This is a genomic window from Martelella lutilitoris (assembly GCF_005924265.1).
GTDB classification, from domain to species: domain Bacteria; phylum Pseudomonadota; class Alphaproteobacteria; order Rhizobiales; family Rhizobiaceae; genus Martelella; species Martelella lutilitoris.
Genome location: NZ_VCLB01000006.1, coordinates 127,244 through 152,759, shown reverse-complemented (window position 1 = coordinate 152,759; position 25,516 = coordinate 127,244). Strand labels below are relative to the sequence as shown.

Annotated in this window: 26 protein-coding genes; 23 read left to right on the top strand and 3 right to left on the bottom strand. The window is 61.9% G+C overall.

Going from position 1 to position 25,516, the window contains the following annotated elements:
- Positions 1 to 10: 10 nt before the first annotated feature.
- The 3 genes from FF124_RS11850 to hemC form a co-directional block, all read right to left on the bottom strand.
- Positions 11 to 1,321, bottom strand: a complete 1,311-nt coding sequence (locus tag FF124_RS11850) for a COG4223 family protein (protein ID WP_138748704.1) — start codon at positions 1,319 to 1,321, stop codon at positions 11 to 13.
- A gap of 110 nt (positions 1,322 to 1,431) precedes the next feature.
- Positions 1,432 to 2,145: a uroporphyrinogen-III synthase gene (locus FF124_RS11845; RefSeq protein WP_138748703.1), complete on the bottom strand. Its 714-nt coding sequence runs from the start codon at positions 2,143 to 2,145 to the stop codon at positions 1,432 to 1,434.
- A 3-nt stretch (positions 2,146 to 2,148) separates the two neighbouring features.
- Entirely contained in the window at positions 2,149 to 3,078 is a 930-nt protein-coding gene (gene hemC, locus FF124_RS11840; protein ID WP_138748702.1) for a hydroxymethylbilane synthase, read from the bottom strand.
- 72 nt (positions 3,079 to 3,150) lie between these two features.
- Between hemC and tsaD the strand changes: the two genes are divergently transcribed.
- The 23 genes from tsaD to FF124_RS11725 all read left to right on the top strand — a co-directional run bounded on the left by tsaD (position 3,151) and on the right by FF124_RS11725 (position 25,502).
- The gene (gene tsaD, locus FF124_RS11835) at positions 3,151 to 4,248 is read left to right on the top strand and encodes a tRNA (adenosine(37)-N6)-threonylcarbamoyltransferase complex transferase subunit TsaD (RefSeq protein ID WP_138748701.1); all 1,098 of its coding nucleotides are present in this window, start codon (positions 3,151 to 3,153) and stop codon (positions 4,246 to 4,248) included.
- On the top strand, positions 4,245 to 5,231 hold the full coding sequence (locus tag FF124_RS11830) for an NAD(P)H-dependent glycerol-3-phosphate dehydrogenase (RefSeq protein ID WP_138748700.1): 987 nt from the start codon (positions 4,245 to 4,247) through the stop codon (positions 5,229 to 5,231). The genes tsaD and FF124_RS11830 overlap by 4 nt, the downstream gene beginning before the upstream one ends.
- An 11-nt stretch (positions 5,232 to 5,242) precedes the next feature.
- Positions 5,243 to 5,536: a YciI-like protein gene (locus FF124_RS11825; RefSeq protein WP_138748699.1), complete on the top strand. Its 294-nt coding sequence runs from the start codon at positions 5,243 to 5,245 to the stop codon at positions 5,534 to 5,536.
- 3 nt (positions 5,537 to 5,539) lie between these two features.
- Positions 5,540 to 5,968, top strand: coding sequence for an EVE domain-containing protein (locus FF124_RS11820; protein ID WP_138748698.1), 429 nt, complete (start codon positions 5,540 to 5,542; stop codon positions 5,966 to 5,968).
- Positions 5,969 to 6,227: 259 nt separating this feature from the next.
- On the top strand, positions 6,228 to 6,869 hold the full coding sequence (locus FF124_RS11815) for a class I SAM-dependent methyltransferase (RefSeq protein WP_138748697.1): 642 nt from the start codon (positions 6,228 to 6,230) through the stop codon (positions 6,867 to 6,869).
- A 307-nt stretch (positions 6,870 to 7,176) separates the two neighbouring features.
- Positions 7,177 to 7,569 carry a succinate dehydrogenase, cytochrome b556 subunit gene (sdhC, locus tag FF124_RS11810; RefSeq protein WP_138748910.1) on the top strand — a complete coding sequence of 131 codons (393 nt, stop codon included), beginning with the start codon at positions 7,177 to 7,179 and terminating at the stop codon, positions 7,567 to 7,569.
- A 13-nt stretch (positions 7,570 to 7,582) separates the two neighbouring features.
- The gene (gene sdhD / locus FF124_RS11805) at positions 7,583 to 7,963 is read left to right on the top strand and encodes a succinate dehydrogenase, hydrophobic membrane anchor protein (RefSeq protein WP_138748696.1); all 381 of its coding nucleotides are present in this window, start codon (positions 7,583 to 7,585) and stop codon (positions 7,961 to 7,963) included.
- Between the two features lie 7 nt (positions 7,964 to 7,970).
- Positions 7,971 to 9,809 carry a succinate dehydrogenase flavoprotein subunit gene (gene sdhA, locus FF124_RS11800; RefSeq protein ID WP_138748695.1) on the top strand — a complete coding sequence of 613 codons (1,839 nt, stop codon included), beginning with the start codon at positions 7,971 to 7,973 and terminating at the stop codon, positions 9,807 to 9,809.
- Between the two features lie 48 nt (positions 9,810 to 9,857).
- Positions 9,858 to 10,232, top strand: coding sequence for a virulence factor (locus FF124_RS11795; protein ID WP_246072390.1), 375 nt, complete (start codon positions 9,858 to 9,860; stop codon positions 10,230 to 10,232).
- Complete coding sequence (locus tag FF124_RS11790; RefSeq protein ID WP_138748694.1) at positions 10,232 to 11,011, top strand: succinate dehydrogenase iron-sulfur subunit; 780 nt, start codon at positions 10,232 to 10,234, stop codon at positions 11,009 to 11,011. Before FF124_RS11795 ends, FF124_RS11790 begins: the two co-directional genes overlap by 1 nt.
- 121 nt (positions 11,012 to 11,132) lie before the next feature.
- The gene (locus FF124_RS11785) at positions 11,133 to 11,732 is read left to right on the top strand and encodes an AprI/Inh family metalloprotease inhibitor (protein ID WP_138748693.1); all 600 of its coding nucleotides are present in this window, start codon (positions 11,133 to 11,135) and stop codon (positions 11,730 to 11,732) included.
- Positions 11,733 to 11,858: 126 nt separating this feature from the next.
- Positions 11,859 to 13,013, top strand: a complete 1,155-nt coding sequence (gene zapE, locus FF124_RS11780) for a cell division protein ZapE (protein WP_138748692.1) — start codon at positions 11,859 to 11,861, stop codon at positions 13,011 to 13,013.
- 173 nt (positions 13,014 to 13,186) lie between these two features.
- Complete coding sequence (gene mdh, locus FF124_RS11775) at positions 13,187 to 14,149, top strand: malate dehydrogenase (protein ID WP_138748691.1); 963 nt, start codon at positions 13,187 to 13,189, stop codon at positions 14,147 to 14,149.
- Between the two features lie 31 nt (positions 14,150 to 14,180).
- Positions 14,181 to 15,377, top strand: coding sequence for an ADP-forming succinate--CoA ligase subunit beta (gene sucC / locus FF124_RS11770; protein ID WP_138748690.1), 1,197 nt, complete (start codon positions 14,181 to 14,183; stop codon positions 15,375 to 15,377).
- A gap of 11 nt (positions 15,378 to 15,388) precedes the next feature.
- Positions 15,389 to 15,703 carry a hypothetical protein gene (locus FF124_RS11765; protein WP_138748689.1) on the top strand — a complete coding sequence of 105 codons (315 nt, stop codon included), beginning with the start codon at positions 15,389 to 15,391 and terminating at the stop codon, positions 15,701 to 15,703.
- Positions 15,704 to 15,788: 85 nt separating this feature from the next.
- Complete coding sequence (gene sucD, locus FF124_RS11760) at positions 15,789 to 16,694, top strand: succinate--CoA ligase subunit alpha (protein ID WP_138748688.1); 906 nt, start codon at positions 15,789 to 15,791, stop codon at positions 16,692 to 16,694.
- Positions 16,695 to 16,864: 170 nt separating this feature from the next.
- On the top strand, positions 16,865 to 19,849 hold the full coding sequence (locus FF124_RS11755; protein ID WP_138748687.1) for a 2-oxoglutarate dehydrogenase E1 component: 2,985 nt from the start codon (positions 16,865 to 16,867) through the stop codon (positions 19,847 to 19,849).
- A 97-nt stretch (positions 19,850 to 19,946) separates the two neighbouring features.
- Entirely contained in the window at positions 19,947 to 21,188 is a 1,242-nt protein-coding gene (odhB, locus tag FF124_RS11750) for a 2-oxoglutarate dehydrogenase complex dihydrolipoyllysine-residue succinyltransferase (protein ID WP_138748686.1), read from the top strand.
- Positions 21,189 to 21,214: 26 nt separating this feature from the next.
- Positions 21,215 to 21,829, top strand: coding sequence for a LysE family translocator (locus FF124_RS11745; RefSeq protein ID WP_138748685.1), 615 nt, complete (start codon positions 21,215 to 21,217; stop codon positions 21,827 to 21,829).
- A 15-nt stretch (positions 21,830 to 21,844) separates the two neighbouring features.
- A complete protein-coding gene (locus FF124_RS11740) occupies positions 21,845 to 22,483 on the top strand; it encodes a LysE family transporter (protein WP_138748684.1) in 639 nt (212 codons plus the stop codon).
- 100 nt (positions 22,484 to 22,583) lie between these two features.
- Complete coding sequence (lpdA, locus tag FF124_RS11735; protein WP_138748683.1) at positions 22,584 to 23,990, top strand: dihydrolipoyl dehydrogenase; 1,407 nt, start codon at positions 22,584 to 22,586, stop codon at positions 23,988 to 23,990.
- Positions 23,991 to 24,146: 156 nt separating this feature from the next.
- Complete coding sequence (locus FF124_RS11730; protein WP_138748682.1) at positions 24,147 to 25,082, top strand: DMT family transporter; 936 nt, start codon at positions 24,147 to 24,149, stop codon at positions 25,080 to 25,082.
- 156 nt (positions 25,083 to 25,238) lie between these two features.
- Positions 25,239 to 25,502, top strand: a complete 264-nt coding sequence (locus FF124_RS11725; RefSeq protein WP_138748681.1) for a hypothetical protein — start codon at positions 25,239 to 25,241, stop codon at positions 25,500 to 25,502.
- Positions 25,503 to 25,516 lie beyond the last annotated feature (14 nt).

Here is a 25,516-nt window from a genome sequence, read left to right as displayed (position 1 = left end):
CGTTCCTCCCTTAATTGGCCGGTGCTGTCGCGGCGCCGGTGGCCGGTGCGCCGGCGGTGCTGGAAAGCGCGCTGGAGAGCGTTTCCGAGACCAGTTCATCGGCCTTGATGCGGGCGGAAAGCGCGCTCTGGAACGTCGCCGAGGCCGTCTTCGCCATCTCGGGAAGCGATTGCCATTCCTTCTCGGCCTGTTTGAGCTTGCCGTCTTTCAGGTCGTTCTCGATGCGCGCGACGATCGCCGGCACGCTGTCGCCTTCGACATCGCCGACGGGCCGCACGTTGACGAGGCCCTTGGCGCTGTCGACAAGGCGGTTGAAAATGCCGGTGTCGGGCGGGGGCTGGTCGGCTGCCTCGATGATGTCATTGGCGAGCGCGGAGAACTGTTCGCTCAGGGCTTCGCGCGTCGGTACGCCCTCTTGCGCCAGTGATTGCAGCGCCGAAAGATCGGTGCCCTGCGGCGCGACCTCGGCATAGGTCGAAAGCTCGCTCGCGAAATCATCGCCCCTGTCGATGGCCGATTTCAGCCCGGCCGCGGCAATGGCGCGGGCGACGGCAAGGTCCTTGCCGGGCGTGTTCACCTTCTGCTCGAGGGCGGCGAGTTTCTGCTGAATGGCCTGCTGATCAGAACTGATCGCGCTCTTTAGGCTGTCGTTTTCCCTGGATAGCGACTGCAGCTGGCTTGCATCCGATTGAACCGTCTTCTGAAGCTCTGCGACCTGGCTCTGGAGCGCGGAGAGGCTGTCGCCGCCGCTGCCGGAAAGGCTTTCGACCCGGTTCTTGAGCGCCGAAAGGTCTGACTGGAGCGCGCTGACGGCGCCCGACTGGTCGCCGGATTTCAGCGCCGCAACCTCCTGTCGGAGCGCAGAAAGTTCATCCTGCAGTCTTGCCGATGGCCCGGTCTGGCTGAGGACGCCGGAATAGAAAAGCGCGGCGGCTCCGGCAAGGGCGATCACGCCGCCGGCAAGCCCGGCAGCAAGAAGAGGCCCTGCGCCGGGGCCGCGATGGTTGTCTTCCGGCGGCTCTTCGTTTGTTGGCGGCGGCGGCATGATGCCGCCATCCGAGGCGGTTTCGCCATTCTCGGCGCGGGTCGCCGTCTCATCCGTCTCGTCTTCCGTTTCGGCGGGCGGCTCTTCGTCGCCGTGTTCCTCATGGCGCTTGATCGCGGCGGCCACGTCGGCCATCGCCGTCTTCACGGCGGCGTCGTTTTCTTCCGGCGCAACCGGCGGGTTTGCGGGCTCGCGGCCGGCTTCGCCTGCCGGCGTCACGGCATTCTCGTCGCGTTTGTCGTTCTTCGGGGGCTGTGACGGCGTGTCCGAAACCATGGGTACCTCTTTTGCGCTTCCTGCCGCTAAGTTAGAGGGCGCGCGCTGTTTAGAAAAGGTCTTTGTGGGCTTGTTGTTCCCGGCGAAAGTTCGTAGCCGGCAAAACACCGTCAATTAAGGAGCGAAAGCAGGCTGTCCTCGTCTGGCGCGCCTGCAATTCTGGCGGACGAGGAAAGGGAGGGGGGAACAGCCGCCGCCACCTTGGCGCTGAGACATAGGAATTGCAGGTTCAGCCCGTGCTCCGCAAGCAATAGCGGCGATGCCAGCGTGAAAAACCGCGCGGCCGCCGCAGCCGAATAAAACAGCACCGCCTCAGGCTTTGCCGCGTCCAGAACGGTTTCGACAGGCAAGTCGGTGACGGGCCGCATCGCATAGGCGGTCACGGTCTCGAAAGCCACATCGAGCCACCGAAGCGTCTCCTCGAAGACGGGCGCGCGCGGGTCTCCGGCCAGATAGAGCAACGGGCCATCGTCTGGGGGCGGGAAGGCCGCGATGGTCTTGGCCAGACGTTCGCCGTCGCCGCCGCCATCGATGACCTGGAGGAAGCCTGCGGCGCGGGCGGCTTCGGCGGTTTTTCTGCCGACGGCGAAAACCGGCACATAGTTCAAGCCGGGCGCATCGCGGCTCGCTTCAACGTTTTCAAGCGCCTCGGCGCTGGTGATCGCCAGCGCCCGCCAGTTTCCAGCCCGAAGGGCTGTTTTCACAACATCGTCGAAATGCACGGGTTGGAAGAGCGGCAAGGAAAAGGCCTCGTGACCCATGGCGGCGAGGCGTGCGCAGGTGCGTTCCGCCTTCTCTTGCGGTCGGGTCACCAGAACGCGCATGGTTCAGGTCCAGTCTTCGAAGAAGCCCGGCCCCGCGCGTTTCTTCAGCTGTTCGCCGGCCCAACGCCCGATTTTCTGCGCTTCCCCGCGCATGCCGTCGGTGAGGATGTCGTGCGCCGTCGCTCCGTCCGGGGTCAGAATCATTCCGGAAAAGGAGATGCGCTCGTTGAAACAGCGGGCATAGGCCGCGATCGGCGTGCGGCAGGATCCGTCGAGGGCGGCGAGAAAGGCGCGTTCGCAGGACACCGCGATTGCCGTATCCTCGTCATTGATCGGCGCGAGCAGGTCGCCGATGCGTTGATCACCGCTGCGCTGTTCGATGCAGATCGCGCCCTGGGCGGGGGCGGGCAGGAAATCGCGCACGCTCAAAACCTCGGTCGCCACATCGTCCATGCCGAGGCGCTTGAGGCCGGCATTGGCGAGAAACGTGCCGTCGACCACGCCGTCGGCCAGCTTCTGCAGCCGCGTCTGCACGGAGCCGCGAAACAGAACCACCTCGATATCCGGTCTCAGGCGGCGAATCAGCGCCTGGCGACGCAGCGAAGAGGAGCCGACGACCGCGCCTTGCGGCAGATCGGCCAGTTTTTTCACGTCCCGGCCGATGAAGGCGTCGCGCGGGTCGGCGCGCGGCAGGAAGGTGGAAAGTTCCAGACCTTCCGGCAGTGTCGTCGGCATGTCCTTCGATGAATGGACGGCGAAATCGAGTTCGCCCGAGAGCAACTGCGCCTCGAGCTCTTCGGTGAAAAGCCCCTTGCCGCCGATCGCCGAAAGCGGCCGGTCGGTGATCCGGTCGCCCTTGGTAGAAAGCACCACGATCTCGAACATGTCTTCGGAAAGGCCGTGCGCCGCCATCAGCCGGTCGCGCGCTTCATGGGCCTGGGCGAGCGCCAGCGGGCTGCCGCGCGTGCCGATCCTCAAAGGTTTCGTTTGCATCCTGCGTCCACCGTTGTTACCGGGTGTTTCGTAAACCGGATTGCGCGCCGCCGCAAATGTTCGTCTGAGCCCATGAACAAGAAGTCTGTCTTTCTCGGTATTGAATCGAGCTGTGATGAAACCGCCGCCGCCATTGTCGCGCGCGATGCGGACGGGCGCGGCGAAATCCTCGCCGATGTGGTGCTGAGCCAGCTCGAAGAACATGCAGCCTTCGGCGGCGTTGTGCCGGAAATCGCCGCCCGCGCCCATGTGGAGGCGATGGACCGGCTGATTGCCGAGGCGCTCGAACGCTCGGGCCTTTCCCTTTGCGAACTGGACGGCGTTGCCGCGACCATCGGTCCGGGGCTGATCGGCGGGCTCATCGTCGGCGCCATGAGCGGCAAGGCGATGGCTTATGCGGCGAACAAGCCCTTTTACGGCGTCAATCACCTCGAAGGCCATGCGCTGACGGCGCGGCTGACAAACGGCGTGAAATTTCCTTTCCTGATGTTGCTGGTCTCCGGCGGTCACACGCAGATCGTTCTGGTGAAGGGCGTCGGACAGTATGAGCGCTGGGGCACAACCATCGACGATGCGCTGGGCGAGGCCTTCGACAAGACGGCGAAGCTCCTGGGCCTCGGTTACCCCGGCGGCCCGCAGGTGGAAGCGGCGGCGAAGACCGGCGATCCGAAACGCATTGCACTGCCGCGCCCGATGAAGGGCGAGGCGCGGCTCGATTTCTCCTTTTCCGGCCTGAAGACCGCCGTCCGGCAGGCGGCGCAGAACCTTGCGCCGCTCAGCGAGCAGGATGTTGCCGATCTCTGCGCCGCCTTCCAGTTGGCCGTTGCCGAAACGCTGCAAGATCGCGTCGGCCGATCGCTTGCCCGCTTCAAGGCGGAAGGGCTTTCGGCAGAAGACCGCCCGGCGCTGGTTGTCGCCGGCGGCGTTGCCGCCAACAGCGCCATCAGGGCGGTGCTGACATCATTGTGCGATGGCCAGGGCTTCGCCTTCGTGGCGCCGCCTTTCAGGCTATGCACGGATAATGCGGTGATGATCGCCTGGGCCGGGCTCGAGCGGGCTGCTGCCGGCTTTCCCGCCAATGGGTTCGACATGCCCGTGCGCTCGCGCTGGCCGCTTGATGCCAAGGCCGCAGCCCTGATCGGCAGCGGAAGGAAAGGTGCGAAAGCATGAATGAGAAGAAGAAGACCATTGTCATTGGCTCGGGCGCATTCGGTACGGCGCTGGCCGCCGTCTTTGCCCATGAGGGCGAGGACAAGGTAACGCTACTCGGACGCAATGCCGGGCTGATCGAGGCGATGCGCGAAAGCCGCCGTCATGAGGCGGTGTTGCCGGGCATCACCCTGCCGGAAGCGCTGAATTACACGATCGATCCGTCAATCCTCGGCGTGGCCGATACGGTTGTGCTTGCCGTTCCCGCCCAGGCGCAGCGGGCCGCCGCGCTCTATTATGCGCCCTATCTGAGCAAGGACGCCGTTATCGTCTCCGCCGCCAAGGGGATCGAGCGGGCAAGCGGCAGGCTGATCACCGATGTTCTGAACGAGGCGCTGCCGCATCACCATGCCGGCGCGCTGTCCGGTCCCGGCTTCGCCATTGACCTGGCGGGCGGCAAGCCGATTGCCATGGCGCTGGCCTTCCGCGACCGGACCTTGGCGCGCGAGACGGCGACGATCCTTTCCGGCCGGACCTTCCGCATCTATGCCTCCGGCGATCCCGTCGGGGTGCAGATCGGCGGGGCGCTGAAAAACGTTCTGGCGATTGCCTGCGGCATTGTCGAGGGCGCGGAACTCGGCGAATCGGCCCGTGCGGCGCTGATTGCGCGCGGCCTTGCGGAAATGTCGCGGCTTGCCGTCGCCATGGGCGGCGAGGCGGAGACCGTGCGCGGCCTCTCCGGCCTCGGCGACCTGGTGCTGACCGGCTCCTCGCGCCAGTCGCGCAATTTCCGCTATGGCGTGGCGCTTGCCGAGGGCAATTTCGACAACATCAATGCGGCGCTCGTCGAAGGGGTCTATTCTGCCTCCGTCGCCAGCGAGCTTGCGGGAAGCTATGGTGTGCAGATGCCTATATCGAATGCGGTGGCCCGCGTGCTCGACGGCAAGCTTGGCATTCCGCAGGCGCTCGAAGACCTTATGACCCGGCCGATCACGACCGAATGAAGGAGAAAACGATGCTGTTCGCCGTTTTGTGCAAGGACAAGCCCGACCATATCCATGTCCGCATGGAAACGCGCCCGCGCCATCTGGAATGGGTCGACGGGCTGAATGAAAAGGGCACGCTGAAGATCGCCGGTCCGTTTCTGGACGGCGACGACAAGCCCTGCGGCTCGATGCTGATCATCGAAGCCGACAGCCAGGCGGACGCGGAAGCGATCGCGGCCGAGGATCCCTATGGCAAGGCCGGCCTGTTCGAAAAGGTCGAGGTCAAGGCCTACAAATGGCTCTACAACAACCCGGAGGCGTGAGGCATGGCCTATTGGCTGTTCAAGTCCGAGCCGTTCAAGTTTTCCTGGCAGATGCTGAAGGACAAGGGCGCGGCCGGGGAAGAGTGGGACGGCGTGCGCAATTATCAGGCGCGCAACAATATGCGGGCCATGGAAATCGGCGACAAGGGCTTCTTCTACCACTCCAATGAAGGGCTGGAAGTCGTCGGCATCTGCGAAGTTTGCGCGCTCGCCCATCATGACTCGACCACTGACGACCCGCGCTGGGAATGCGTCGATATCCGCGCCGTGGCCGATATGCCGAAGCCGGTGACGCTGAAGGATGTGAAAGCCAATCCGAAACTCGCCGATATGGCGCTGGTGACATCGATGCGCCTTTCGGTGCAGCCGGTGAAGGAAGACGAGTGGTTGGAAGTCTGCCGCATGGGCGGGCTGGACAATCCGCCGCGGTGATGGTCGCCCTTGACGCCGAACCTCGGCCCTCTCGGTGTTCGCTTGCTCTCCACCTGCGTCATGCTCGGGCTTGACCCGAGCATCCAGGCGGTTCAATTCATTGAATTCAGATTAATTTTCGCTGCTGTTTCTCGTGCGGCCTGGATCCTCGGGTCGAGCCCGAGGATGACCCGGTTCGGGGGCGAGAAGAAGAGCATCCAACTACCAGGTGCGGTCCGAACCCTTGCCAACCGACGTAACATGCCAGCCGCGAACGGTCATGACCAACCCCGAAGCCTTCATCCTCGAAAACACCGATATCCTGACGCCGCCGCATGTGCCTGAAATCCGGCTTCGGCTCGCAAGCGAAGTGCACGATCTCTGGATGAAGACAGAGGCGGAGCTGGAGGAAATCGGCCTGCCGCCGCCATTCTGGGCCTTTGCCTGGGCCGGCGGGCAGGGGCTCGCGCGCTATGTGCTGGACCATCCTGAATGGGTTGCCGGAAAGCGGGTTGTCGATTTTGCCACGGGTTCGGGGATTGTTGCGATTGCTGCGGCGAAGGCCGATGCCTCCTCCGTGCTGGCTGCCGATATTGACCACTGGTCCGGCTCCGCCGTGGCGCTCAATGCTGAACTCAACAATGTTGTTCTTGATTATTGCGGCGAAAATCTCATGGGCGAAGCGCTTGATTGCGATGTGCTTCTGGCTGGCGATGTCTTCTATGACGCCGACTGGGCGGATCGACTGATCCCTTGGTTCGAGGCGCTGACCGATGCCGGCATCACCGTTCTCGTCGGCGACCCGGGCCGCGCCTATTGCCCGGTTTCGCGTTTGGAGAGGCTGGCGCAGTATCAGGTGCCGGTCACACGGGTTCTGGAGGACGGCGAAGTGAAGAAGACCACGGTCTGGCGGTTTCTTTGATCACAACGCGTCCCCCGTTTCACTCTAAAGGTGATCTTTTTACTCATGTTAAGCTATTGATATAAAACGAATCGAGTAGACTCAAAGCCGAAGCCGTGCGACTTTCCGCCCACACGGTCGATGGAGGACGGGCGCTTTGTCGATTCCCTGTTTCGTCAAACCGATTAAATCGGGCGGGCGGACGTGAATCGGCTTGTCGCGATGCCTTGTCATGGGTAAACCACCGTGGAACAACGGCTTTGTCCGCCGCTCCGGCGACGGCTGCCCGCATCATGCTATGCGCCTTTTGAACACCCGCGAGGTTTTGATGGCCACACCGACCAGCAACCGGCCCCTGTCGCCGCATCTTCAAGTCTACAAGTTCATCCCGACGATGGCGATGTCGATCATCCATCGCATCACCGGCGTGGCCTTGTATTTCGGCACCGTTCTTCTGGCCGCCTGGCTGGTGTCAGCCGCCATGGGCAAGGAGGCCTTCGATTGCGTGAGCTGGTTCCTTGGCTCCTGGCTCGGGCTCTTGATCATGTTCGGCTACACCTGGGCGCTGGTGCATCACCTGCTCGGCGGGCTTCGCCATTTCGCCTGGGATTTCGGCCACGGGCTCGGCAAGGAGGTTACCACCAAGATGGCGATCGCGCTCCCCTTCGTCTCCGTCGGCATCACCGTGGTGCTGTGGATCATCGGCCTGATTGCCTGGTAGGAGGAAACAAAGAATGGATATGCGCACACCGCTGAAAAAGGTCCGCGGCCTCGGCTCCTCCAAGGAGGGCACTCACCATTTCTGGATGCAGCGCATGACGGCGGTTGCCCTCGTGCCGCTCTTCATCGTCTTCATCCTGTTCGTCATCGCCCATCTGGGCGCGTCCTACGAAACCGTTGTCGGCTCGCTCGCCAATCCCTTCATCGCCGTGTTGATGGGCATGATGGTGATCGCCGGGCTGATCCACATGCGCATCGGCATGCAGGAGGTCATCGATGACTATGTTCACAATGAGCTTCTGAAGCTCTCCGCCTTGATGGCGAACAATTTTTTCACAGTTCTTGTGGGCGGCTTCTGTCTCTTCGCCCTCTTGAAGATCGCATTTGTGGGGTAACGAGCAGATGGCAACTTCCTCTCCCGAAAAGAACGGTAAAGCCTACGAGTATGTCGATCACGCCTATGACGTGGTCGTCGTCGGCGCCGGCGGCGCGGGTCTGCGCGCCACGCTCGGCATGGCCGAACAGGGCTTCAAGACCGCCTGCATCACCAAGGTTTTCCCCACACGCTCGCACACGGTTGCCGCCCAGGGCGGCATTGCCGCATCGCTGCAGAACATGACGCCCGACAGCTGGCAGTGGCACCTCTATGACACGGTCAAGGGCTCCGACTGGCTCGGCGATGTCGACGCCATGCAGTACATGGTCATGGAAGCGCCGAAGGCGGTTTATGAGCTTGAGCATTACGGCGTGCCGTTTTCGCGTAATGAAGAGGGCAAGATCTACCAGCGCCCCTTCGGCGGCCACATGCAGAATTTCGGCGACGGCCCGCCGGTGCAGCGCACCTGCGCGGCTGCGGACCGCACCGGCCACGCCATTCTGCACACGCTTTACGGCCAGTCGCTCCGCAACAATGCCGAGTTCTTCATCGAGTTCTTTGCGCTTGACCTGATCATGAGCGATGACGGCGTGTGCACCGGCGTCGTTGCCTGGAACCTTGATGATGGCACGATCCATCGCTTCTCCGCCAAGATGGTGGTGCTGGCGACCGGCGGTTACGGCCGCACCTATTTCTCCGCAACGTCGGCCCACACCTGCACCGGTGACGGCGCGGGCATGATCGCGCGCGCCGGCCTGCCGCTGCAGGACATGGAGTTCGTGCAGTTCCACCCGACCGGCATCTACGGCGCGGGCTGCCTGATTACCGAGGGCGCGCGCGGCGAGGGCGGGTACCTCACCAATTCTGAAGGCGAGCGCTTCATGGAGCGCTATGCGCCGTCGGCCAAGGACCTTGCCTCTCGTGACGTGGTGTCGCGCTGCATGACGATGGAGATCCGTGAAGGCCGCGGCGTGGGCAAGAACAAGGACCATATCTTCCTGCATCTTGACCATCTCGATCCGGCCATCCTGGCGGAGCGTCTTCCGGGCATCTCAGAGAGCGCCAAGATCTTTGCCGGCGTCGACGTGACCCGCGAGCCGATCCCGGTTCTGCCGACGGTTCACTACAATATGGGCGGCATCCCGACCAATTACTGGGGCGAGGTTCTCAACGCCGACAGCGAGAACCCGGAACGCGTGGCGCCCGGCCTGATGGCCGTTGGCGAAGCCGGCTGCGCTTCGGTGCACGGCGCCAACCGTCTCGGTTCCAACTCGCTGATCGACCTCGTGGTCTTCGGTCGCGCTGCGGCGATCCGCGCCGGTCAGGTGATCGACCGCGAAAGTCCGATCCCGGCGCTGAACACCGCTGCCTGCGACAGGATCATGGAACGCTTCGACCGTATCCGCCATGCCGATGGTTCCGAGCCGACGGCGGTTCTGCGCGACAAGATGCAGCGCGCCATGCAGGAAGATGCCGCTGTCTTCCGCACCCAGGAAACGCTCGAACAGGGTTGCCAGCGCATTTCGGCAATCTGGGGCGAACTGCCGGACGTCAAGGTCACCGACCGTTCGATGATCTGGAATTCGGACCTCGTCGAAACGCTCGAACTGCACAATCTGATGGCTTGCGCGATCACCACCGTCTACGGCGCGGAAGCCCGCAAGGAAAGCCGCGGCGCCCATGCGCGCGAGGACTATGCCGACGGCCCCTTCGCCGGTCGAGACGACGAGAACTGGCGCAAGCACACGCTGTCCTGGGTGAACGAGGCCGGCGAGGTGAAGCTCGACTATCGCCCGGTTCACCAGGACCTGATCGCAGACGGCATCGACATCAAGAAGATCGCGCCGAAGGCGCGTGTCTACTGATCGTGTCAGCCTGAAGATATGGTATCATGGCGGTGAAAGGATATTGCCATGAACGTGATCGGACATAACAGACGAGTGCCGCACTCTTCGAAAGGCAGTTCCATGTATGCGATCGTTTTCGACCTGGATCCCAACAGCCTGAAGGAGGTTTATCCGGGTGCGTCGTGGAACAACGCCTATTACGAGATACGGAGTTTCCTTGCTGAACGTGGCTTCGGCTGGCAGCAGGGAAGCACTTATTTCGGCGATGATACCGTCGACGCCGTAAGTTGTGTTCTGACGATACAAGAGTTGACGGACGGATTTGAGTGGTTTGCGGCTTCGGTTCGGGACATTCGCATGCTTCGTATCGAAGAAAACAATGATCTGATGCCAGCCGTTGAAAGAGCGTCGGCGAAGAGAACAGGAAAAGGCAAAGCCTGATGGTTGAATTCACGCTTCCCAAGAACTCGAAGATCAAGACGGGCAAGACCTGGCCGAAGCCCGAGGGTGGCGCCAATCTGCGCGAGTTCAAGATCTATCGCTGGAACCCGGATACCGGCGAGAACCCGTCGATCGATACCTATTTTATCGATCTCGACGACTGCGGGCCGATGGTTCTCGACGCGCTCTTGTACATCAAGAACAATATCGATCCGACGCTGACGCTCCGCCGCTCCTGTCGCGAAGGCATCTGCGGCTCCTGCGCGATGAATATCGACGGCACCAACACGCTCGCCTGCACCAAGGGCATGGATGAGATCAAGGGCGCGGTGAAAATATACCCGCTGCCGCACATGCCTGTGGTCAAGGACCTCGTGCCGGATCTCAACAATTTCTACGCCCAGCACCGCTCGATCGAACCCTGGCTGCAGACCGTCTCGCCGCCGCCGGCGAAGGAATGGAAGCAGAGCCATGAGGACCGCGTCAAGCTCGACGGGCTTTACGAGTGCATTCTCTGCGCCTGCTGCTCCACCTCCTGTCCGTCCTACTGGTGGAACGGTGATCGCTATCTCGGCCCGGCTGTGCTGCTGCAGGCCTATCGCTGGCTGATCGACAGCCGCGATGAAGCAACCGGCGAGCGTCTCGACAATCTGGAAGACCCCTTCCGGCTTTATCGCTGCCACACCATCATGAACTGCACGCAGGCCTGTCCGAAGGGGCTGAACCCGGCCAAGGCCATCGCCGGCATCAAGAAGATGCTGGTCGAGCGCGCGGTTTGAGTCTGTTGGAATGGGACAAGCGGCCGGTCTTTTCGGGCCGGCCTCTTGCAGGGCCATGAAAACGCACGATATGATTGCTGGCATTGACGAGTGGCCGAGCATGAGCGGGAGTTTCGGATAAATGGTTCACAAGGTTCTGATCGCAACGGCGATTGCCTCGGTCCTGGCGCTGAGCGCCTGCCAGCGGACCAGCTATGATTATTCCCAGCCGGTGGCGCCCCAGCCGCAGCCTTTGACGCCTGCGCCCGCGGGCCAGGTCCAGAGCAGCAATCTTCCGCCGCCCGGCGGCGCGCAGCAGGGCACCTATGGCGGCACCTATAATTCGGGTTCGCTGCCGGTCGATACCACGACGGCCGGCAATGCCGATCAGTTCCCGGCAGCGCCCGGCGCGCCCACAGGCAATGGCGGCATGGGCAATGTCGCAGCGCCCGCGGGCGCGATGGCCCTCTCCAATGCCGGGCTCGTTGGCAGTTGGAAGGCCAATGAGGGCGGCGTCCAGTGCGACATGTTCCTGACGCTGACCAATCTCGGCGAGGGGCTGCGCGGCGGCACGCGCGGCTGCACCGGCGGTCTGTCGACGATGAAGTCCTGGGGCATCAATGGCGATCAACTGGTGCTGAATGATGCCAATGGCTACGCGATCGCCAGGCTGTACAAAACCGCGGAAAATCGCATTGAGGGCACGAGCAGCTCCGGCCAGCAGGTCGTTTTGAGCCGCTAGGTCCGGCAATATGACAAGGGCTCGCTCAGGCGGGCCCTTTTTTGTTGCGCATTTGTCAGATAGAGCCGTATCAGGCTCCCTCGCCGCGCTGCCTGCGGCATGTTCATCCTTGTTCCGGAATTTTTCATGGCCGCAATGACGACCGTCACCCAACGACTTGAGACAATGACCGAGAAGGGCCAGCTCAAGGCCGACCCTGCGCAACTGGCCGTCGCCGGTGAACTTGACCGCGTTCTGGACGGGCTTTCGAACGTCAAGCCGGCGGAAAAGGGCGGGCGGCTGATCTCGCGTCTTTTCGGCCTTTCGCGGCAGAAGGGCGGGCCGTTGGTGGAGGGGCTCTACATTTACGGCAGCGTCGGGCGCGGCAAGACCATGCTGATGGACATGTTCTTCGAGGCGGCCCCGATTGCCGACAAGCGGCGCGCCCATTTCCACGCCTTCATGGCCGATGTGCAGGAGCGCATCAACGCGCATCGGCGCAAGCTGAAGGCGGGCGAGGTTAAGGAGGCCGACCCGATCGGCCCCGTCGCCGATCAGATCATCGGCGAGAACCGGCTTCTCTGCTTCGACGAGTTCACCGTCACCGACATTGCCGATGCGATGATCCTGTCGCGGCTCTTCTCCGCCTTGTTCGAGCGCGGCTGCATTCTCGTCGCGACCTCCAATGTCGCGCCCGATGATCTCTACAAGGACGGTCTCAACCGCGGGCTATTCCTGCCATTCATCAAGATCTTGAAGCAGAATGTCACGGTAACGACACTCGACTCGGATACCGACTACCGCATGGAGAAGTTCGAGGGGCGTCCGGTCTACCTGACGCCGCTTGACGACGAGACCCGACGGAAGATGGACGAGACCTGGAATGTGGCGACGCGCGGGGCCGACACGGGGCCGGACGAGATTGCATTGCGCGGGCGCGTGCTGCATGTGCCAAACGCAGGCGGCGCCTTTGCCCGCTTCACCTTCGACGATCTGTGCAGGAAGCCGCTGGGCGCTGCCGACTATATGGCGATCACCGACCGCTTCTCGACCGTCTTCATTGACGACGTGCCGGTGCTCACCGCCGATCAGCGCAATGAAATCAAACGCTTCATCATTCTCGTCGATACGCTATACGACCGCACGATCCGCACGGTGATCTCGGCGGAAGCCATGCCGGAGGAACTTCTGGTTGATCGCAAGGGGCGGGAAGGGTTTGAATTCGAGCGCACCGCCTCGCGGCTTTTCGAGATGCGCAGCACGGATTATCTCGCAGCGCACAAGGAAAAGTGGGCGAAATAAGGGCGCAGCTACTCTATATTTTGACGTAAACGTCAATTAAAACATATATAACCGATTGAAAATATTGGCTTCGTAAAAACCGGTTGAAAAATGCCCCGTTTGCCGATATCCCAACCTCGTCATGGGCACGGTTTTGACCATCGTCCAGAAATGAGTTTTCAGAGGATACATTCATGGCGCGCAATAAAATCGCATTGATCGGTTCGGGCATGATCGGGGGAACGCTCGCGCATCTGGCGGGGCTGAAGGAGCTGGGCGATGTCGTCCTGTTCGATATCGCTGATGGCCTGCCGCAGGGCAAGGCGCTCGATATCGCGGAATCCTCGCCGGTCGATGGATTTGACGCGAAGCTTTCCGGCGCTTCCGACTATTCGGCAATCGAAGGCGCGGACGTCTGCATCGTCACCGCCGGCGTGCCGCGCAAGCCGGGCATGAGCCGCGACGACCTTCTCGGCATCAATCTGAAGGTGATGGAAGCCGTCGGCGCGGGCATCAAGCAGTATGCGCCGAACGCCTTCGTCATCTGCATCACCAACCCGCTGGACGCCATGGTCTGGGCGCTGCAGAAGTTCTCCGGTCTTCCGGCGGAAAAGGTCGTCGGCATGGCCGGCGTGCTCGACTCGGCGCGCTTCCGCTACTTCCTCGCCGAAGAATTCAACGTCTCCGTTGAAGACGTCACCGCCTTCGTTCTCGGCGGCCATGGCGACACCATGGTTCCGGTCGCGCAGTATTCGACCGTTGCCGGCATTCCGCTGCCCGATCTGGTCAAGATGGGCTGGACCACCCAGGAAAAGCTCGACGCCATCATCACCCGCACGCGCGGCGGCGGCGGCGAGATTGTCGCGCTGTTGAAGAACGGCTCGGCCTATTACGCGCCGGCTGCTTCCGCCATCGCCATGGCCGAGAGCTACCTGAAGGACAAGAAGCGCGTCATGCCCGCTGCTGCCCATCTCACCGGCCAGTACGGCGTTGACGGCATGTATGTCGGCGTTCCGATCGTTATCGGCGAAGGCGGCGTCGAACGCATCGTCGAAATCGAGCTCACGGGCGAGGACAAGGTCGGCTTCGACAAGTCGGTGGACGCCGTCAAGGGTCTCTGCGACGCCTGCAAGGAAATCGCACCCGCGCTGAAATAAGCCGCTTTCTGCAAAAAGGACGGATATCCGCATGAATATTCATGAATACCAGGCCAAGGCACTTCTGAAGGGCTATGGCGCGCCGGTCGCCGATGGCGTTGCCATCCTGAGCGCCGATGAGGTCGAGGCCGCTGTCGGCAAGCTTCCCGGTCCGCTCTACGTGGTCAAGAGCCAGATCCACGCCGGCGGCCGCGGCAAGGGCAAGTTCAAGGAACTGCCGGCTGACGCCAAGGGCGGCGTTCGCCTCGCCAAGTCCGCCGACGAGGTCAAGACCTTCGTCAACGAAATGCTCGGCAACACGCTGGTGACCAAGCAGACCGGCCCTGCCGGCAAGCAGGTCAACCGCCTCTACATCGAGGACGGCGCCGATATCGACCGCGAACTCTACTGCTCGCTGCTCGTCGACCGCACCGTCGGACAGGTGGCCTTCGTCGTGTCGACCGAAGGCGGCATGGACATCGAGACGGTGGCCGAGGAAACCCCGGACAAGATCGTCACCGTGGCGATCGATCCCGATACCGGCGTGACCGCCTCCAACGTCAAGACGCTTTGCGAAGCGCTGAAGCTTGAGGGCGAGGCCGCCAAGGATGCCGAGCGTCTGTTCCCGATCCTCTACAAGGCCTTTGTCGAAAAGGACATGAGCCTGCTCGAGATCAACCCGCTGATCGTCATGGAAAACGGCCATCTGCGCGTTCTCGACGCCAAGGTCTCTTTCGACGGCAATGCGCTGTTTCGCCACGACGACGTTCGCGCGCTGCGCGACACGACGGAAGAGGACGCCAAGGAGATCGAGGCTTCCAAATATGACCTCGCCTATGTCGCGCTCGACGGCAATATCGGCTGCATGGTCAATGGCGCAGGCCTCGCCATGGCGACCATGGACATCATCAAGCTCTATGGCGCCGAGCCCGCGAACTTCCTCGACGTCGGTGGCGGCGCTTCCAAGGAAAAGGTCACGGCGGCCTTCAAGATCATCACCGCCGATCCGGCCGTGAAGGGCATTCTGGTCAACATCTTCGGCGGCATCATGCGCTGCGACGTTATCGCCGAAGGCGTGATCGCGGCCGTCAAGGAAGTCGGCCTCAAGGTTCCGCTGGTCGTCCGTCTCGAAGGCACCAATGTCGAACTCGGCAAGAAGATCATCGACGAGAGCGGCCTCAACGTCATCTCCGCCGACGATCTCGACGACGCGGCCCAAAAGATTGTTGCTGCAGTGAAGGAGGGCTGAAAACTGCTTCCATGATCATCATCTTCGCCTTCGTGGTCCTGCTCGTTCCTGTGTTTGTGGCCATGATTCTGGCAGCGGTGTTCGGCGCGCTGATGATATTCGGCCGCTGGTGCTACGGTTGGAAAGGTGAGGTGCTCTCTGGATGCCTCTTAGTTGCGCTCGTTGTCTGGGGCTCTAGCCTTATCGAGGCTTGGTTATTGGCGGCAGCGGATGGGGCTGAAGGAGCGGCGGGAATGGCGGTGGCCATCCTCCATCTGATGTATTGGGGGACGGTTGCTCTAGCGGCCTTGTTCGTGATCGGCGGACGGGTCAGCGGCTTTAAATGATCATGGTGCGGAATTCGGTCGGCTGAAAATGCTGATGATACGCGTAAGAAATTCGAAGACGAACTGAGACCTAGGAGTCACATGTATGTCAATTCTGGTGAATAAAGACACCAAGGTTCTGGTTCAGGGCCTCACCGGCAAGACCGGCACGTTTCATACCGAGCAGGCGCTTGCCTATTACGGCACACGGATGGTCGGCGGTATCCATCCGAAGAAGGGTGGCACCGAATGGTCCTCCGGCGTTGACGGCACCAATCTGCCGATCTTTGCCTCCGTTGCCGAAGGCAAGGAAAAGACGGGCGCCGATGCATCCGTCATCTACGTTCCGCCGGCAGGCGCGGGCGCTGCGATCCTCGAAGCGATCGAAGCTGAAATTCCGCTGATCGTTTGCATCACCGAAGGCATTCCGGTTGCCGACATGGTCAAGGTCAAGGCGAAGCTCGACAAGTCCAAGTCGCGCCTGATCGGGCCGAACTGCCCGGGCGTCCTGACGCCGGAAGAATGCAAGATCGGCATCATGCCGGGCTCGATCTTCAAGAAGGGCTCCGTCGGCGTTCTGTCGCGCTCCGGCACGCTCACCTATGAGGCCGTGTTCCAGACCACCAATGAAGGCCTTGGCCAGACCACGGCCGTGGGCATTGGCGGCGACCCGGTCAAGGGCACCGAGTTCATCGACATGCTGGAAATGTTCCTGGCGGATGATGCCACCGAATCCATCATCATGATCGGTGAAATCGGCGGTTCGGCCGAGGAAGAAGCCGCGCAGTTCCTGAAGGACGAGGCCAAGAAGGGCCGCAAGAAACCGATGGTCGGCTTCATTGCCGGCCGTACCGCGCCTCCCGGACGCACCATGGGCCACGCCGGCGCCGTGATCTCCGGCGGCAAGGGCGGCGCTGAAGACAAGATCGAGGCGATGGAATCGGCCGGCATCAAGGTGTCGCCGTCTCCGGCGCGTCTCGGCAAGACGCTGGTTGAAGTCCTGAAGGGCTGATCCACCTTAAGAACAGATGCGTGACGGCCTTTTTTCGGATGGGCCGTCACGATTTTACCGTTTTTGTGGCCATTTGACGGTCGTCACAATCGGTGTTTCATCGGATGGTCCGGCCAAGAGCCGGTTTCGTCGTTTCAAGCGGGAGGCGGATTTCGATCCGCGCGGTGCATATGTCAAGGCAAGAAGCCAACGAACAATTTCTTCTGACCTCGTTCCTCGATGGCGCCAACGCGACCTATATCGAGCATCTGTACGCGGCCTATGAAGATGACCCGAACTCGGTTTCGGAAGAGTGGCGAGACTTCTTCAAGGCGCTCGGCGACGATCCGGATGCGGTGCGCAAGGCGGCCGAAGGCGCGTCCTGGAAAAAGGACAACTGGCCGGTCAAGCCCAATGACGACCTGACGGCGGCGCTTGACGGCAACTGGGCCGATGTCGAGCAGGTGGTCGAGAAGAAGCTGCGCGGCAAGGCTGCCGCGGAAGGCACCGCCGTCTCCAACGAGGACGTGCTGCGCTCCACCCGCGATTCCGTCCGCGCGCTGATGATGATCCGCGCCTTCCGCATGCGCGGCCATCTGCACGCCAAGCTCGACCCACTCGGCCTCGCCGGCATGGCGGATGACGATTACAACGAGCTGTCGCCGAAGGCCTATGGCTTCACGGAGGCCGATTACGACCGCCGCATCTTCCTCGACAATGTTCTGGGCCTGGAATACGCCACCATTCCGGAAATGCTCGACATCCTGACGCGCACCTATTGCACCACGCTCGGCGTCGAGTTCATGCACATCTCCAATCCGGAAGAAAAATCCTGGATCCAGGAGCGCATCGAGGGACCGGAGAAGAGCATCACCTTCACCGAGAACGGCAAGAAGGCGATCCTGCAGAAGCTGATCGAGGCCGAAGGCTTCGAGAAGTTTCTCGACACCAAGTACAAGGGCACCAAGCGTTTCGGTCTCGACGGCGCGGAATCGCTGATCCCGGCGATGGAGCAGATCATCAAGCGCGGCGGATCTCTGGGCCTGAAGGAAATCGTGCTCGGGATGCCGCATCGCGGTCGCCTGAACGTTCTTTCCCAGGTGATGGCCAAGACCCACCGCGCCATCTTCCACGAATTCAAGGGCGGTTCGTTCAAGCCCGATGATGTCGAAGGTTCGGGCGACGTGAAGTACCATCTCGGCGCCTCCTCCGACCGCGAGTTCGACGGCAACAATGTGCACCTGTCGCTGACGGCGAACCCCTCGCATCTGGAAATCGTCGACCCGGTCGTCATGGGCAAGGCCCGCGCCAAGCAGGATATTATCGCCACCCGCCGCGAGGGCGAGATCGTGCCGCTTTCCGAGCGCGCCAAGGTCATGCCGCTGCTGCTGCACGGCGATGCCGCCTTTGCCGGCCAGGGCGTGGTTGCCGAAATTCTCGGCCTTTCCGGCCTGCGCGGTCACCGCGTTGCCGGCACGGTGCATTTCATCGTCAACAACCAGATCGGCTTTACCACCAATCCGGCCTTCTCGCGCTCCTCGCCCTATCCATCCGATGTGGCGAAGATGATCGAAGCGCCGATCTTTCATGTGAACGGCGATGATCCGGAAGCCGTGGTCTATGCGGCCAAGATCGCGACCGAATTTAGGATGAAGTTCCACAAGCCGGTCGTCATCGACATGTTCTGCTACCGTCGCTTCGGCCATAATGAGGGCGATGAGCCCGCATTCACCCAGCCGAAGATGTACAAGGTTATCCGCGGTCATGAGACGGTCACCAAGCTTTATGCCGATCGTCTGATCAAGGAAGGGCTGATCACGAACGAAGAGTTCGAGGGTATGCTCGCCGACTGGAAGAGCTTCCTCGAGCAGGAATTCGAGGCGGGGTCCTCCTACAAGCCGAACAAGGCCGACTGGCTGGACGGCGAATGGTCGGGGCTGCGCGCCGCCGACAATGCCGACGAACTGCGGCGCGGCAAGACCTCCGTGCCGATGAAGACGCTCAAGGAGATCGGCAAGAAGCTGACAGAGGTTCCGGAGGGCTTCAACGTCCACCGCACCGTGCAGCGTTTCCTCGACAACCGCGCCAAGATGATCGAGACCGGCGAGGGGATCGACTGGGCCATGGCCGAGGCGCTGGCCTTCGGTTCGCTCTGCTATGAGGGTTTCAAGGTTCGTCTCTCCGGTCAGGATTGCGAGCGCGGCACCTTCTCCCAGCGCCATTCGGTGCTCTATGATCAGGAGACCGAGGAGCGTTATCTGCCGCTGCAGAACATCCGCTCCGGCCAAGGCCGCTACGAAGTCGTCAACTCGATGCTCTCCGAAGAGGCCGTGCTCGGCTTCGAATATGGCTATTCGCTGGCCCGCCCGAACGCCCTGACGCTGTGGGAAGCCCAGTTCGGCGACTTTGCCAACGGCGCCCAGGTGATCTTCGACCAGTTCATCTCGTCCGGCGAACGCAAGTGGCTTCGCATGTCCGGTCTCGTCTGCCTCCTGCCGCACGGCTATGAGGGGCAGGGCCCGGAGCACTCGTCTGCCCGTCTGGAGCGCTGGCTGCAGATGTGCGCCGAAGACAACATGCAGGTCGCCAACTGCACCACGCCGGCGAACTATTTCCACATTCTGCGCCGTCAGCTGAAACGCGATTTCCGCAAGCCGCTGATCCTGATGACGCCGAAATCGCTGCTGCGCCACAAACGCGCCCAGTCGACGCTTTCGGAAATGGCCGGCGAGACCGCCTTCCATCGTCTCCTTTGGGATGATGCGGTCGAGCAGGATACGCCGATCAAGCTGGTCAAGGATTCCAAGATCCGCCGCGTCGTGATGTGCTCGGGCAAGGTCTATTACGATCTGTTCGAGGAACGCGAGAAGCGCGGCATCGACGATGTCTACCTGCTGCGCGTCGAGCAGCTTTATCCGTTCCCGGCCAAGGCGCTGATCAACATGCTTTCGCGCTTCAAGAACGCGGAAATGGTCTGGTGCCAGGAAGAGCCGAAGAATATGGGCGCTTGGTCGTTCATCGAGCCCTATCTGGAATGGGTCTTGACGCATATCGACGCCAAGCACAGCCGGGTCCGCTATGCCGGACGGGCGGCGGCCGCCTCGACGGCGACGGGCCTGATGTCGCGCCACCAGGCGCAGCTTGCGGCCTTCCTCGACGACGCGCTCGGCGAGTAACACGAGCAACAGCGTGCCGGACCTTCAAAGCCCGGCACGTGAACGACCGCTTCAAGGCGATCCGGACACCACATTTATCAATATCGGGACTTTTGACATGGCCACTGAAATCCGCGTTCCCACTTTGGGTGAATCCGTTACCGAAGCAACGGTCGGCACCTGGTACAAGAAGGTCGGCGACGCCATCGCCGCCGATGAGCCGATTGTCGAACTGGAAACCGACAAGGTGACCATCGAGGTTCCGGCACCTGCTTCCGGCACGCTTTCCGAGATCGTCGCCGGCGAAGGCGAGACCGTCGAACTCGACGCCCTGCTCGGCCAGATCGCCGAGGGTGATGCGCCTGCTGCAGGCGGCGCAAAGGAAGAGCCGAAGGCCGAGGCGCCAAAGGAAGAGCCCAAGAAGGAAGAGACCAAGGCCGAAGACAAGCCGAAGTCCGGCGGATCCGATATGCCGGCAGCGCCGTCCGCAGCCAAGATGATGGAAGAAAAGAACATTTCCGCCGATCAGGTGGAAGGTTCGGGCAAGCGCGGTCAGGTGCTGAAGGGCGACGTGATTGCCGCTGCCGCCAAGGGCACCTCCGCCCCGGCCGCCGAGCCGGCCAAGGCCCCGCAGCGCGCGCCCTCCAAGGTTGAGGATGCCGATCGCGAAGAGCGAGTGAAGATGACGCGCCTGCGCCAGACCATCGCCAAGCGCCTGAAGGATGCGCAGAACACCGCAGCCATGCTGACCACCTATAACGAGGTGGACATGACGGCCGTCATGGAAATGCGCTCCAAGTACAAGGACCTGTTCCTGAAGAAGCACGACGTCAAGCTCGGCTTCATGGGTTTCTTCACCAAGGCCGTCTGTCATGCGCTGAAGGAGATCCCGGCCGTCAATGCCGAGATCGACGGCACGGACATCATCTACAAGAACTTCTGCCATATCGGCATGGCCGTTGGCACGGACAAGGGCCTGGTGGTCCCGGTCGTGCGCGATGCCGACCAGATGTCGATCGCCGAGATCGAGGCCGAGATCGCGCGTCTTGCCAAGGCGGCCCGCAGCGGCCAGCTGTCCATGGCAGACATGCAGGGCGGCACCTTCACCATCACCAATGGCGGCGTCTACGGTTCGCTGATGTCCTCGCCGATCCTGAACGCGCCGCAGTCGGGCATTCTCGGCATGCACAAGATCCAGGAGCGGCCGATGGCGATCGGCGGCCAGGTCGTCATCCGACCGATGATGTATCTTGCGCTTTCCTATGACCACCGTATGGTCGATGGTCAGGAAGCCGTGACCTTCCTCGTCCGCGTCAAGGAAACGCTGGAAGATCCCGAACGTCTCGTTCTCGATCTCTGATCAACAAAACCGGGGGGCCGGAAAGCATGAGCATCGAATTTCTGATTACGGCGCTGATTGTGGTTCTGGCTCCCGGCACGGGCGTGGTCTACACGCTGGCGACCGGTCTGGCGCAGGGCAGGATGGCAAGCGTTGCCGCCGCCTTCGGCTGCACGCTGGGCATCATTCCGGCAATCCTCGCTTCCGTCTTCGGCCTTGCCGCGCTGTTTCACACCAGCGCGCTTCTGTTCCAGACGGTCAAGTTCGCCGGCGTCGCCTATCTGCTCTACCTCGCCTGGCAGACGCTGAAGGATCGCGGCACGCTGAGGGTTTCGGGGGAGGGGACGCCCCGGCGCAGTCTGTTGGCGATCGCCCGCAACGGTTTTCTCATTAATATTCTCAACCCCAAGCTCTCGGTATTCTTCCTCGCCTTCCTGCCGCAATTCGTGTCGCCCGCCGCCGCCTCGCCCATACTTGAAATGCTGGTTATGTCGGCCGTGTTCATGGCGATGACCTTCGCGGTGTTCGTGCTATACGGCCAGTTCTCCGGCCTGATGCGCGACCGGGTGCTTTCGAGCGACCGGGCGATGGCGTGGATGCGGCGGAGCGTGGCGCTGGCCTTTGCCGGTTTCGGCGTTAAGCTCGCGCTCAGCAGGCAATAAACCGGGACGCTCTTCATGCAGCATCAATACCTGATTGAGCTCGCATCGCTGATGGCGATCTTCTCCTTCGCCATCGTCGCGCCCGGCGCGGATACCGCGATGATCATCCGGCAGGCGCTTGTGCATGGCAGGCGTTCGGCGGTGCTCAGCAGTTTCGGCGTGGGCACGTCGCTGATGTTCCATGTCAGCTACACGATCATGGGGCTGGGGCTGATCATTTCGCAGTCGATCATGGTGTTCAATGTGATCAAATGGGCGGGTGCCGCCTATCTGATCTATCTCGGCATCCAGTCGCTGCGTTCCGGCAAGGCCGATGTTTCGCCCGCAGCCCAAGCCGGCGCGACGGCAAGACAGGGAGCGGGAAAGGCCTTTTCGCTCGGCTTTCTCGCCAATGCGCTGAATCCGAAGCCAGTCTTGTTCTTCCTGTCGATCTTTTCGACCGTGGTCAGTCATGAAACGCCGGCAGGGGTGAAGTTCGGCTATGGCCTCGTCATGGCGACGTGCCTGATTGCGTGGTTCGTCGGCGTGTCGCTGTTTTTGACCACGCCGCGCATGCGGTCTGGGTTTGAAAAGGCGAGCGTCTGGATCAATCGCGCAAGCGGGGCGGTGTTCATTGCCTTCGGCCTGAAGCTGGCAACGGAAAAGGCGGGCTGAGCCGACGACTAGAAACACGGCCATTGGCCGCCAGGAAATACGGTCATGCAGCGCCCATCCTTCGCATCGGCGATGACCTCAATAAAGAGAAGGAAATCAGATGTCCTATGATCTCATCGTAATCGGTTCCGGCCCCGGCGGCTATGTCTGCGCGGTCAAGGCGTCGCAGCTCGGCATGAAGGTCGCCGTCGTCGAAAAGCGCGCCACCTATGGCGGCACCTGCCTGAATATCGGCTGCATCCCCTCCAAGGCGCTGCTGCATGCCTCCGAGCAGTACGCCCATGCCGCCCACGGCATGGAGAGCCTCGGGGTGAAGCTTTCGGGCGTCGAACTCGACCACGAAAAGCTGATGGGCCACAAGGACGCGGTGGTAAAGTCGAATGTCGAGGGCGTTGCCTTTCTGTTCAAGAAGAACAAGATCGACGGCATTCAGGGCACCGGCAAGATCGTTGCCCCCGGCAAGGTGCAGGTGACCAAGGAAGACGGCGCCACCGAGGAGCTTGAAGCCAAGAACATCGTGATCGCCACCGGTTCGGACGTCGCCGGCATTCCGGGTGTCGATGTCGAAATCGACGAGGAGACGATCGTGTCCTCGACCGGCGGCATTGCGCTGAAGAAGGTGCCGGAGAAGATGATCGTGGTCGGCGGCGGCGTCATCGGTCTGGAACTCGGCTCGGTTTGGTCGCGCCTTGGCGCCAAGGTCACGGTCGTCGAGTTCCTCGACAAGATCCTCGGTCCGATGGACGGCGAAGCCTCCAAGCAGTTCCAGAAGATCCTCGCCAAGCAGGGCATTGATTTCAAGCTGTCGGCCAAGGTGACCGCTGTCGAAAAGGGCGAGAACGGCGCGAAGGTGACGTTCGAGCCGGTCAAGGGCGGCGACGCCGAGACGCTCGAGGCCGACATCGTGCTGATCTCCACGGGCCGCAAGCCCTATACCGAGGGCCTCGGTCTGGAAGAAGCCGGCGTCAAGCTCGATGATCGCGGGCGGGTCGAGATCGACGGTCATTTCAAGACCAATGTCGACGGCATCTACGCCATCGGCGACGTGGTCAAGGGCCCGATGCTCGCGCACAAGGCCGAGGATGAAGGCGTGGCGCTTGCCGAGATCCTCGCCGGTCAGGCCGGCCACGTGAACTATGACGTGATCCCGAGCGTCGTCTATACGCAGCCGGAAGTCGCCTCCGTCGGCAAGACCGAGGAAGAGCTGAAGAAGGACGGCGTTGCCTATAACGTCGGAAAATTCCCGTTCATGGCCAATGGCCGTGCCCGCGCCATGGAAACCACCGACGGCTTCGTCAAGGTGCTCGCCGACAAGGAAACCGATCGCGTCCTCGGCGTCCACATCGTCGGTTTCGGCGCCGGCGAGATGATCCACGAGGCAGCGGTGCTGATGGAATTCGGCGGCTCGGCCGAGGATCTCGGCCGCACCTGCCACGCGCATCCGACCATGTCGGAAGCGGTGAAGGAAGCAGCGCTCGCCGCCTTCTTCAAGCCGATCCACATGTAGGGGCCGGCGCCGAAGGGCGTTCCTGACCGAAGGTTTGATACGGCCCCGTACTGCGGGGTCGTTTCTCATGCGTCCGGCGCCGTCATTCGCGTCGTTGATCCAAGACTTCAGTAAAATTCGTTGTTCATGGCGCGCAAAATCCTTTTTTCTTGGGCCATGGCTTACAAAACAACCGGATCCATCTTTGCCGCCGGTCCGGCAGCAGGGATCGCGCTGATCACCGCTTCGGTCTTCCTCCTTTCGCTCTCCGATGCGCTGGTCAAGCTGTCCGGCGTGCGTTTTGGTCTTGCCCAACTGATCTTCCTGCGATCCGCATTTGCAGCGATGCTTCTCGCGCTCGGGCTGAAATTGTTCGCGCGCGGCGCGCGACTCATTCCCGAACACCCTGGGTGGGTGACGGCTCGCAGCCTTTGCCTCGTTACCATGTGGTTCTGCTATTACGCATCTCTTCCACACCTGCCGCTGTCGCTGGCTGCAGCCTGCTATTATACATCGCCGTTGTGGATGGCGCTCCTTGCCCGCTTTCATCTTGGAGAGCCGGTGGGTCTTGTGCGGTGGTGCGCCATTCTGCTTGCGCTTTCCGGCGTGGTCGTCAGCGTCAATCCATCGGCCGGAGCCGTCTCGCCTTTCCTGCTGCTTCCGCTTCTTGCTGCTTTTTTCTACGCTCTTGCGGCGATCATCACCTGGGACAAGTGTCGTGGCGAAGCGCCTTTCGCCATGGCGCTCAATCTCAATATCGCGCTTGCCGTATCGGGCGCGGCGGGCATGGCGTGCGTTCTCTTGTTTCCGGCGGGCGATGGATTCGTGCTAACCGCCTGGCGACCGCTCGGTGTGTCGGACTGGGCGCTGATCGGGCTTCTCGCGCTCTTCCTTGTGGCCATTACCACGGGTGTCGCCGGCGCTTACCGCACAGCCCCGGCGCCGGTCGTCGGCCTGTTCGACAATGCCTATCTCGTGTTTGCGGCACTGTGGAGCATCGTTATTTTCGCAGAACGACCGTCAGGCCTGGAAGTTGCCGGACTCGCGATGATCGGCCTCGGCGCGGCGGTCGCCGCCCGTCCGCCCCGTGTGCGCCAGACTAAGACGCACTGACTATGGAATTAGAAAAATATAATATTTACAGAAATTTAACGGACTTTCGGCGGCGAAATTCCAATAGCGAACACAATCATCGGCTGTAGTTGGAGCCAGGAAAGGGATGGTCCTTTCCGTCAACGAGAACGCTGAAACCTCGCAAGGACAGACCCGATGCAGAAGATTATCGCACTTTCGCTTGCAACACTGATCGTCGGCGCAGGCGCCGCCTTCGCCGCCCAGCCGCTCAACCCCTCTTTCTACGGTCCCAAGGTCACGGCCGCCGACAGGGATATCGCCCGCATCGCCGCGCCCGGCGATGTCTTTTCGACCTCGGTGATGGATGAAGGCAACTGGCATGCGGTCAAGACCTACAAGGTCCAGCCTGACGGCACGCCGAAGCTGATCGATTTCAGCTACAACGATCTGAACAACTGAGCACAGCGACGCGG

Bases quoted from the DNA above. Each gene is read 5' to 3' on its own strand.
- FF124_RS11740 (WP_138748684.1), top strand. From the start codon at position 21,845: ATGCAGCATCAATACCTGATTGAGCTCGCATCGCTGATGGCGATCTTC.
- FF124_RS11725 (WP_138748681.1), top strand. From the start codon at position 25,239: ATGCAGAAGATTATCGCACTTTCGCTTGCAACACTGATCGTCGGCGCA.
- FF124_RS11795 (WP_246072390.1), top strand. From the start codon at position 9,858: ATGAACGTGATCGGACATAACAGACGAGTGCCGCACTCTTCGAAAGGC.
- FF124_RS11790 (WP_138748694.1), top strand. From the start codon at position 10,232: ATGGTTGAATTCACGCTTCCCAAGAACTCGAAGATCAAGACGGGCAAG.
- sdhC (WP_138748910.1), top strand. From the start codon at position 7,177: ATGGCCACACCGACCAGCAACCGGCCCCTGTCGCCGCATCTTCAAGTC.
- mdh (WP_138748691.1), top strand. From the start codon at position 13,187: ATGGCGCGCAATAAAATCGCATTGATCGGTTCGGGCATGATCGGGGGA.
- FF124_RS11815 (WP_138748697.1), top strand. From the start codon at position 6,228: ATGACCAACCCCGAAGCCTTCATCCTCGAAAACACCGATATCCTGACG.
- FF124_RS11830 (WP_138748700.1), top strand. From the start codon at position 4,245: ATGAATGAGAAGAAGAAGACCATTGTCATTGGCTCGGGCGCATTCGGT.
- FF124_RS11785 (WP_138748693.1), top strand. From the start codon at position 11,133: ATGGTTCACAAGGTTCTGATCGCAACGGCGATTGCCTCGGTCCTGGCG.
- FF124_RS11845 (WP_138748703.1), bottom strand. From the start codon at position 2,145: ATGCGCGTTCTGGTGACCCGACCGCAAGAGAAGGCGGAACGCACCTGC.
- odhB (WP_138748686.1), top strand. From the start codon at position 19,947: ATGGCCACTGAAATCCGCGTTCCCACTTTGGGTGAATCCGTTACCGAA.
- FF124_RS11745 (WP_138748685.1), top strand. From the start codon at position 21,215: ATGAGCATCGAATTTCTGATTACGGCGCTGATTGTGGTTCTGGCTCCC.
- sucD (WP_138748688.1), top strand. From the start codon at position 15,789: ATGTCAATTCTGGTGAATAAAGACACCAAGGTTCTGGTTCAGGGCCTC.
- FF124_RS11825 (WP_138748699.1), top strand. From the start codon at position 5,243: ATGCTGTTCGCCGTTTTGTGCAAGGACAAGCCCGACCATATCCATGTC.
- sucC (WP_138748690.1), top strand. From the start codon at position 14,181: ATGAATATTCATGAATACCAGGCCAAGGCACTTCTGAAGGGCTATGGC.
- lpdA (WP_138748683.1), top strand. From the start codon at position 22,584: ATGTCCTATGATCTCATCGTAATCGGTTCCGGCCCCGGCGGCTATGTC.
- FF124_RS11765 (WP_138748689.1), top strand. From the start codon at position 15,389: ATGATCATCATCTTCGCCTTCGTGGTCCTGCTCGTTCCTGTGTTTGTG.
- FF124_RS11755 (WP_138748687.1), top strand. From the start codon at position 16,865: ATGTCAAGGCAAGAAGCCAACGAACAATTTCTTCTGACCTCGTTCCTC.
- sdhA (WP_138748695.1), top strand. From the start codon at position 7,971: ATGGCAACTTCCTCTCCCGAAAAGAACGGTAAAGCCTACGAGTATGTC.
- sdhD (WP_138748696.1), top strand. From the start codon at position 7,583: ATGGATATGCGCACACCGCTGAAAAAGGTCCGCGGCCTCGGCTCCTCC.
- tsaD (WP_138748701.1), top strand. From the start codon at position 3,151: ATGAACAAGAAGTCTGTCTTTCTCGGTATTGAATCGAGCTGTGATGAA.
- FF124_RS11730 (WP_138748682.1), top strand. From the start codon at position 24,147: ATGGCTTACAAAACAACCGGATCCATCTTTGCCGCCGGTCCGGCAGCA.
- hemC (WP_138748702.1), bottom strand. From the start codon at position 3,078: ATGCAAACGAAACCTTTGAGGATCGGCACGCGCGGCAGCCCGCTGGCG.
- zapE (WP_138748692.1), top strand. From the start codon at position 11,859: ATGGCCGCAATGACGACCGTCACCCAACGACTTGAGACAATGACCGAG.
- FF124_RS11820 (WP_138748698.1), top strand. From the start codon at position 5,540: ATGGCCTATTGGCTGTTCAAGTCCGAGCCGTTCAAGTTTTCCTGGCAG.
- FF124_RS11850 (WP_138748704.1), bottom strand. From the start codon at position 1,321: ATGGTTTCGGACACGCCGTCACAGCCCCCGAAGAACGACAAACGCGAC.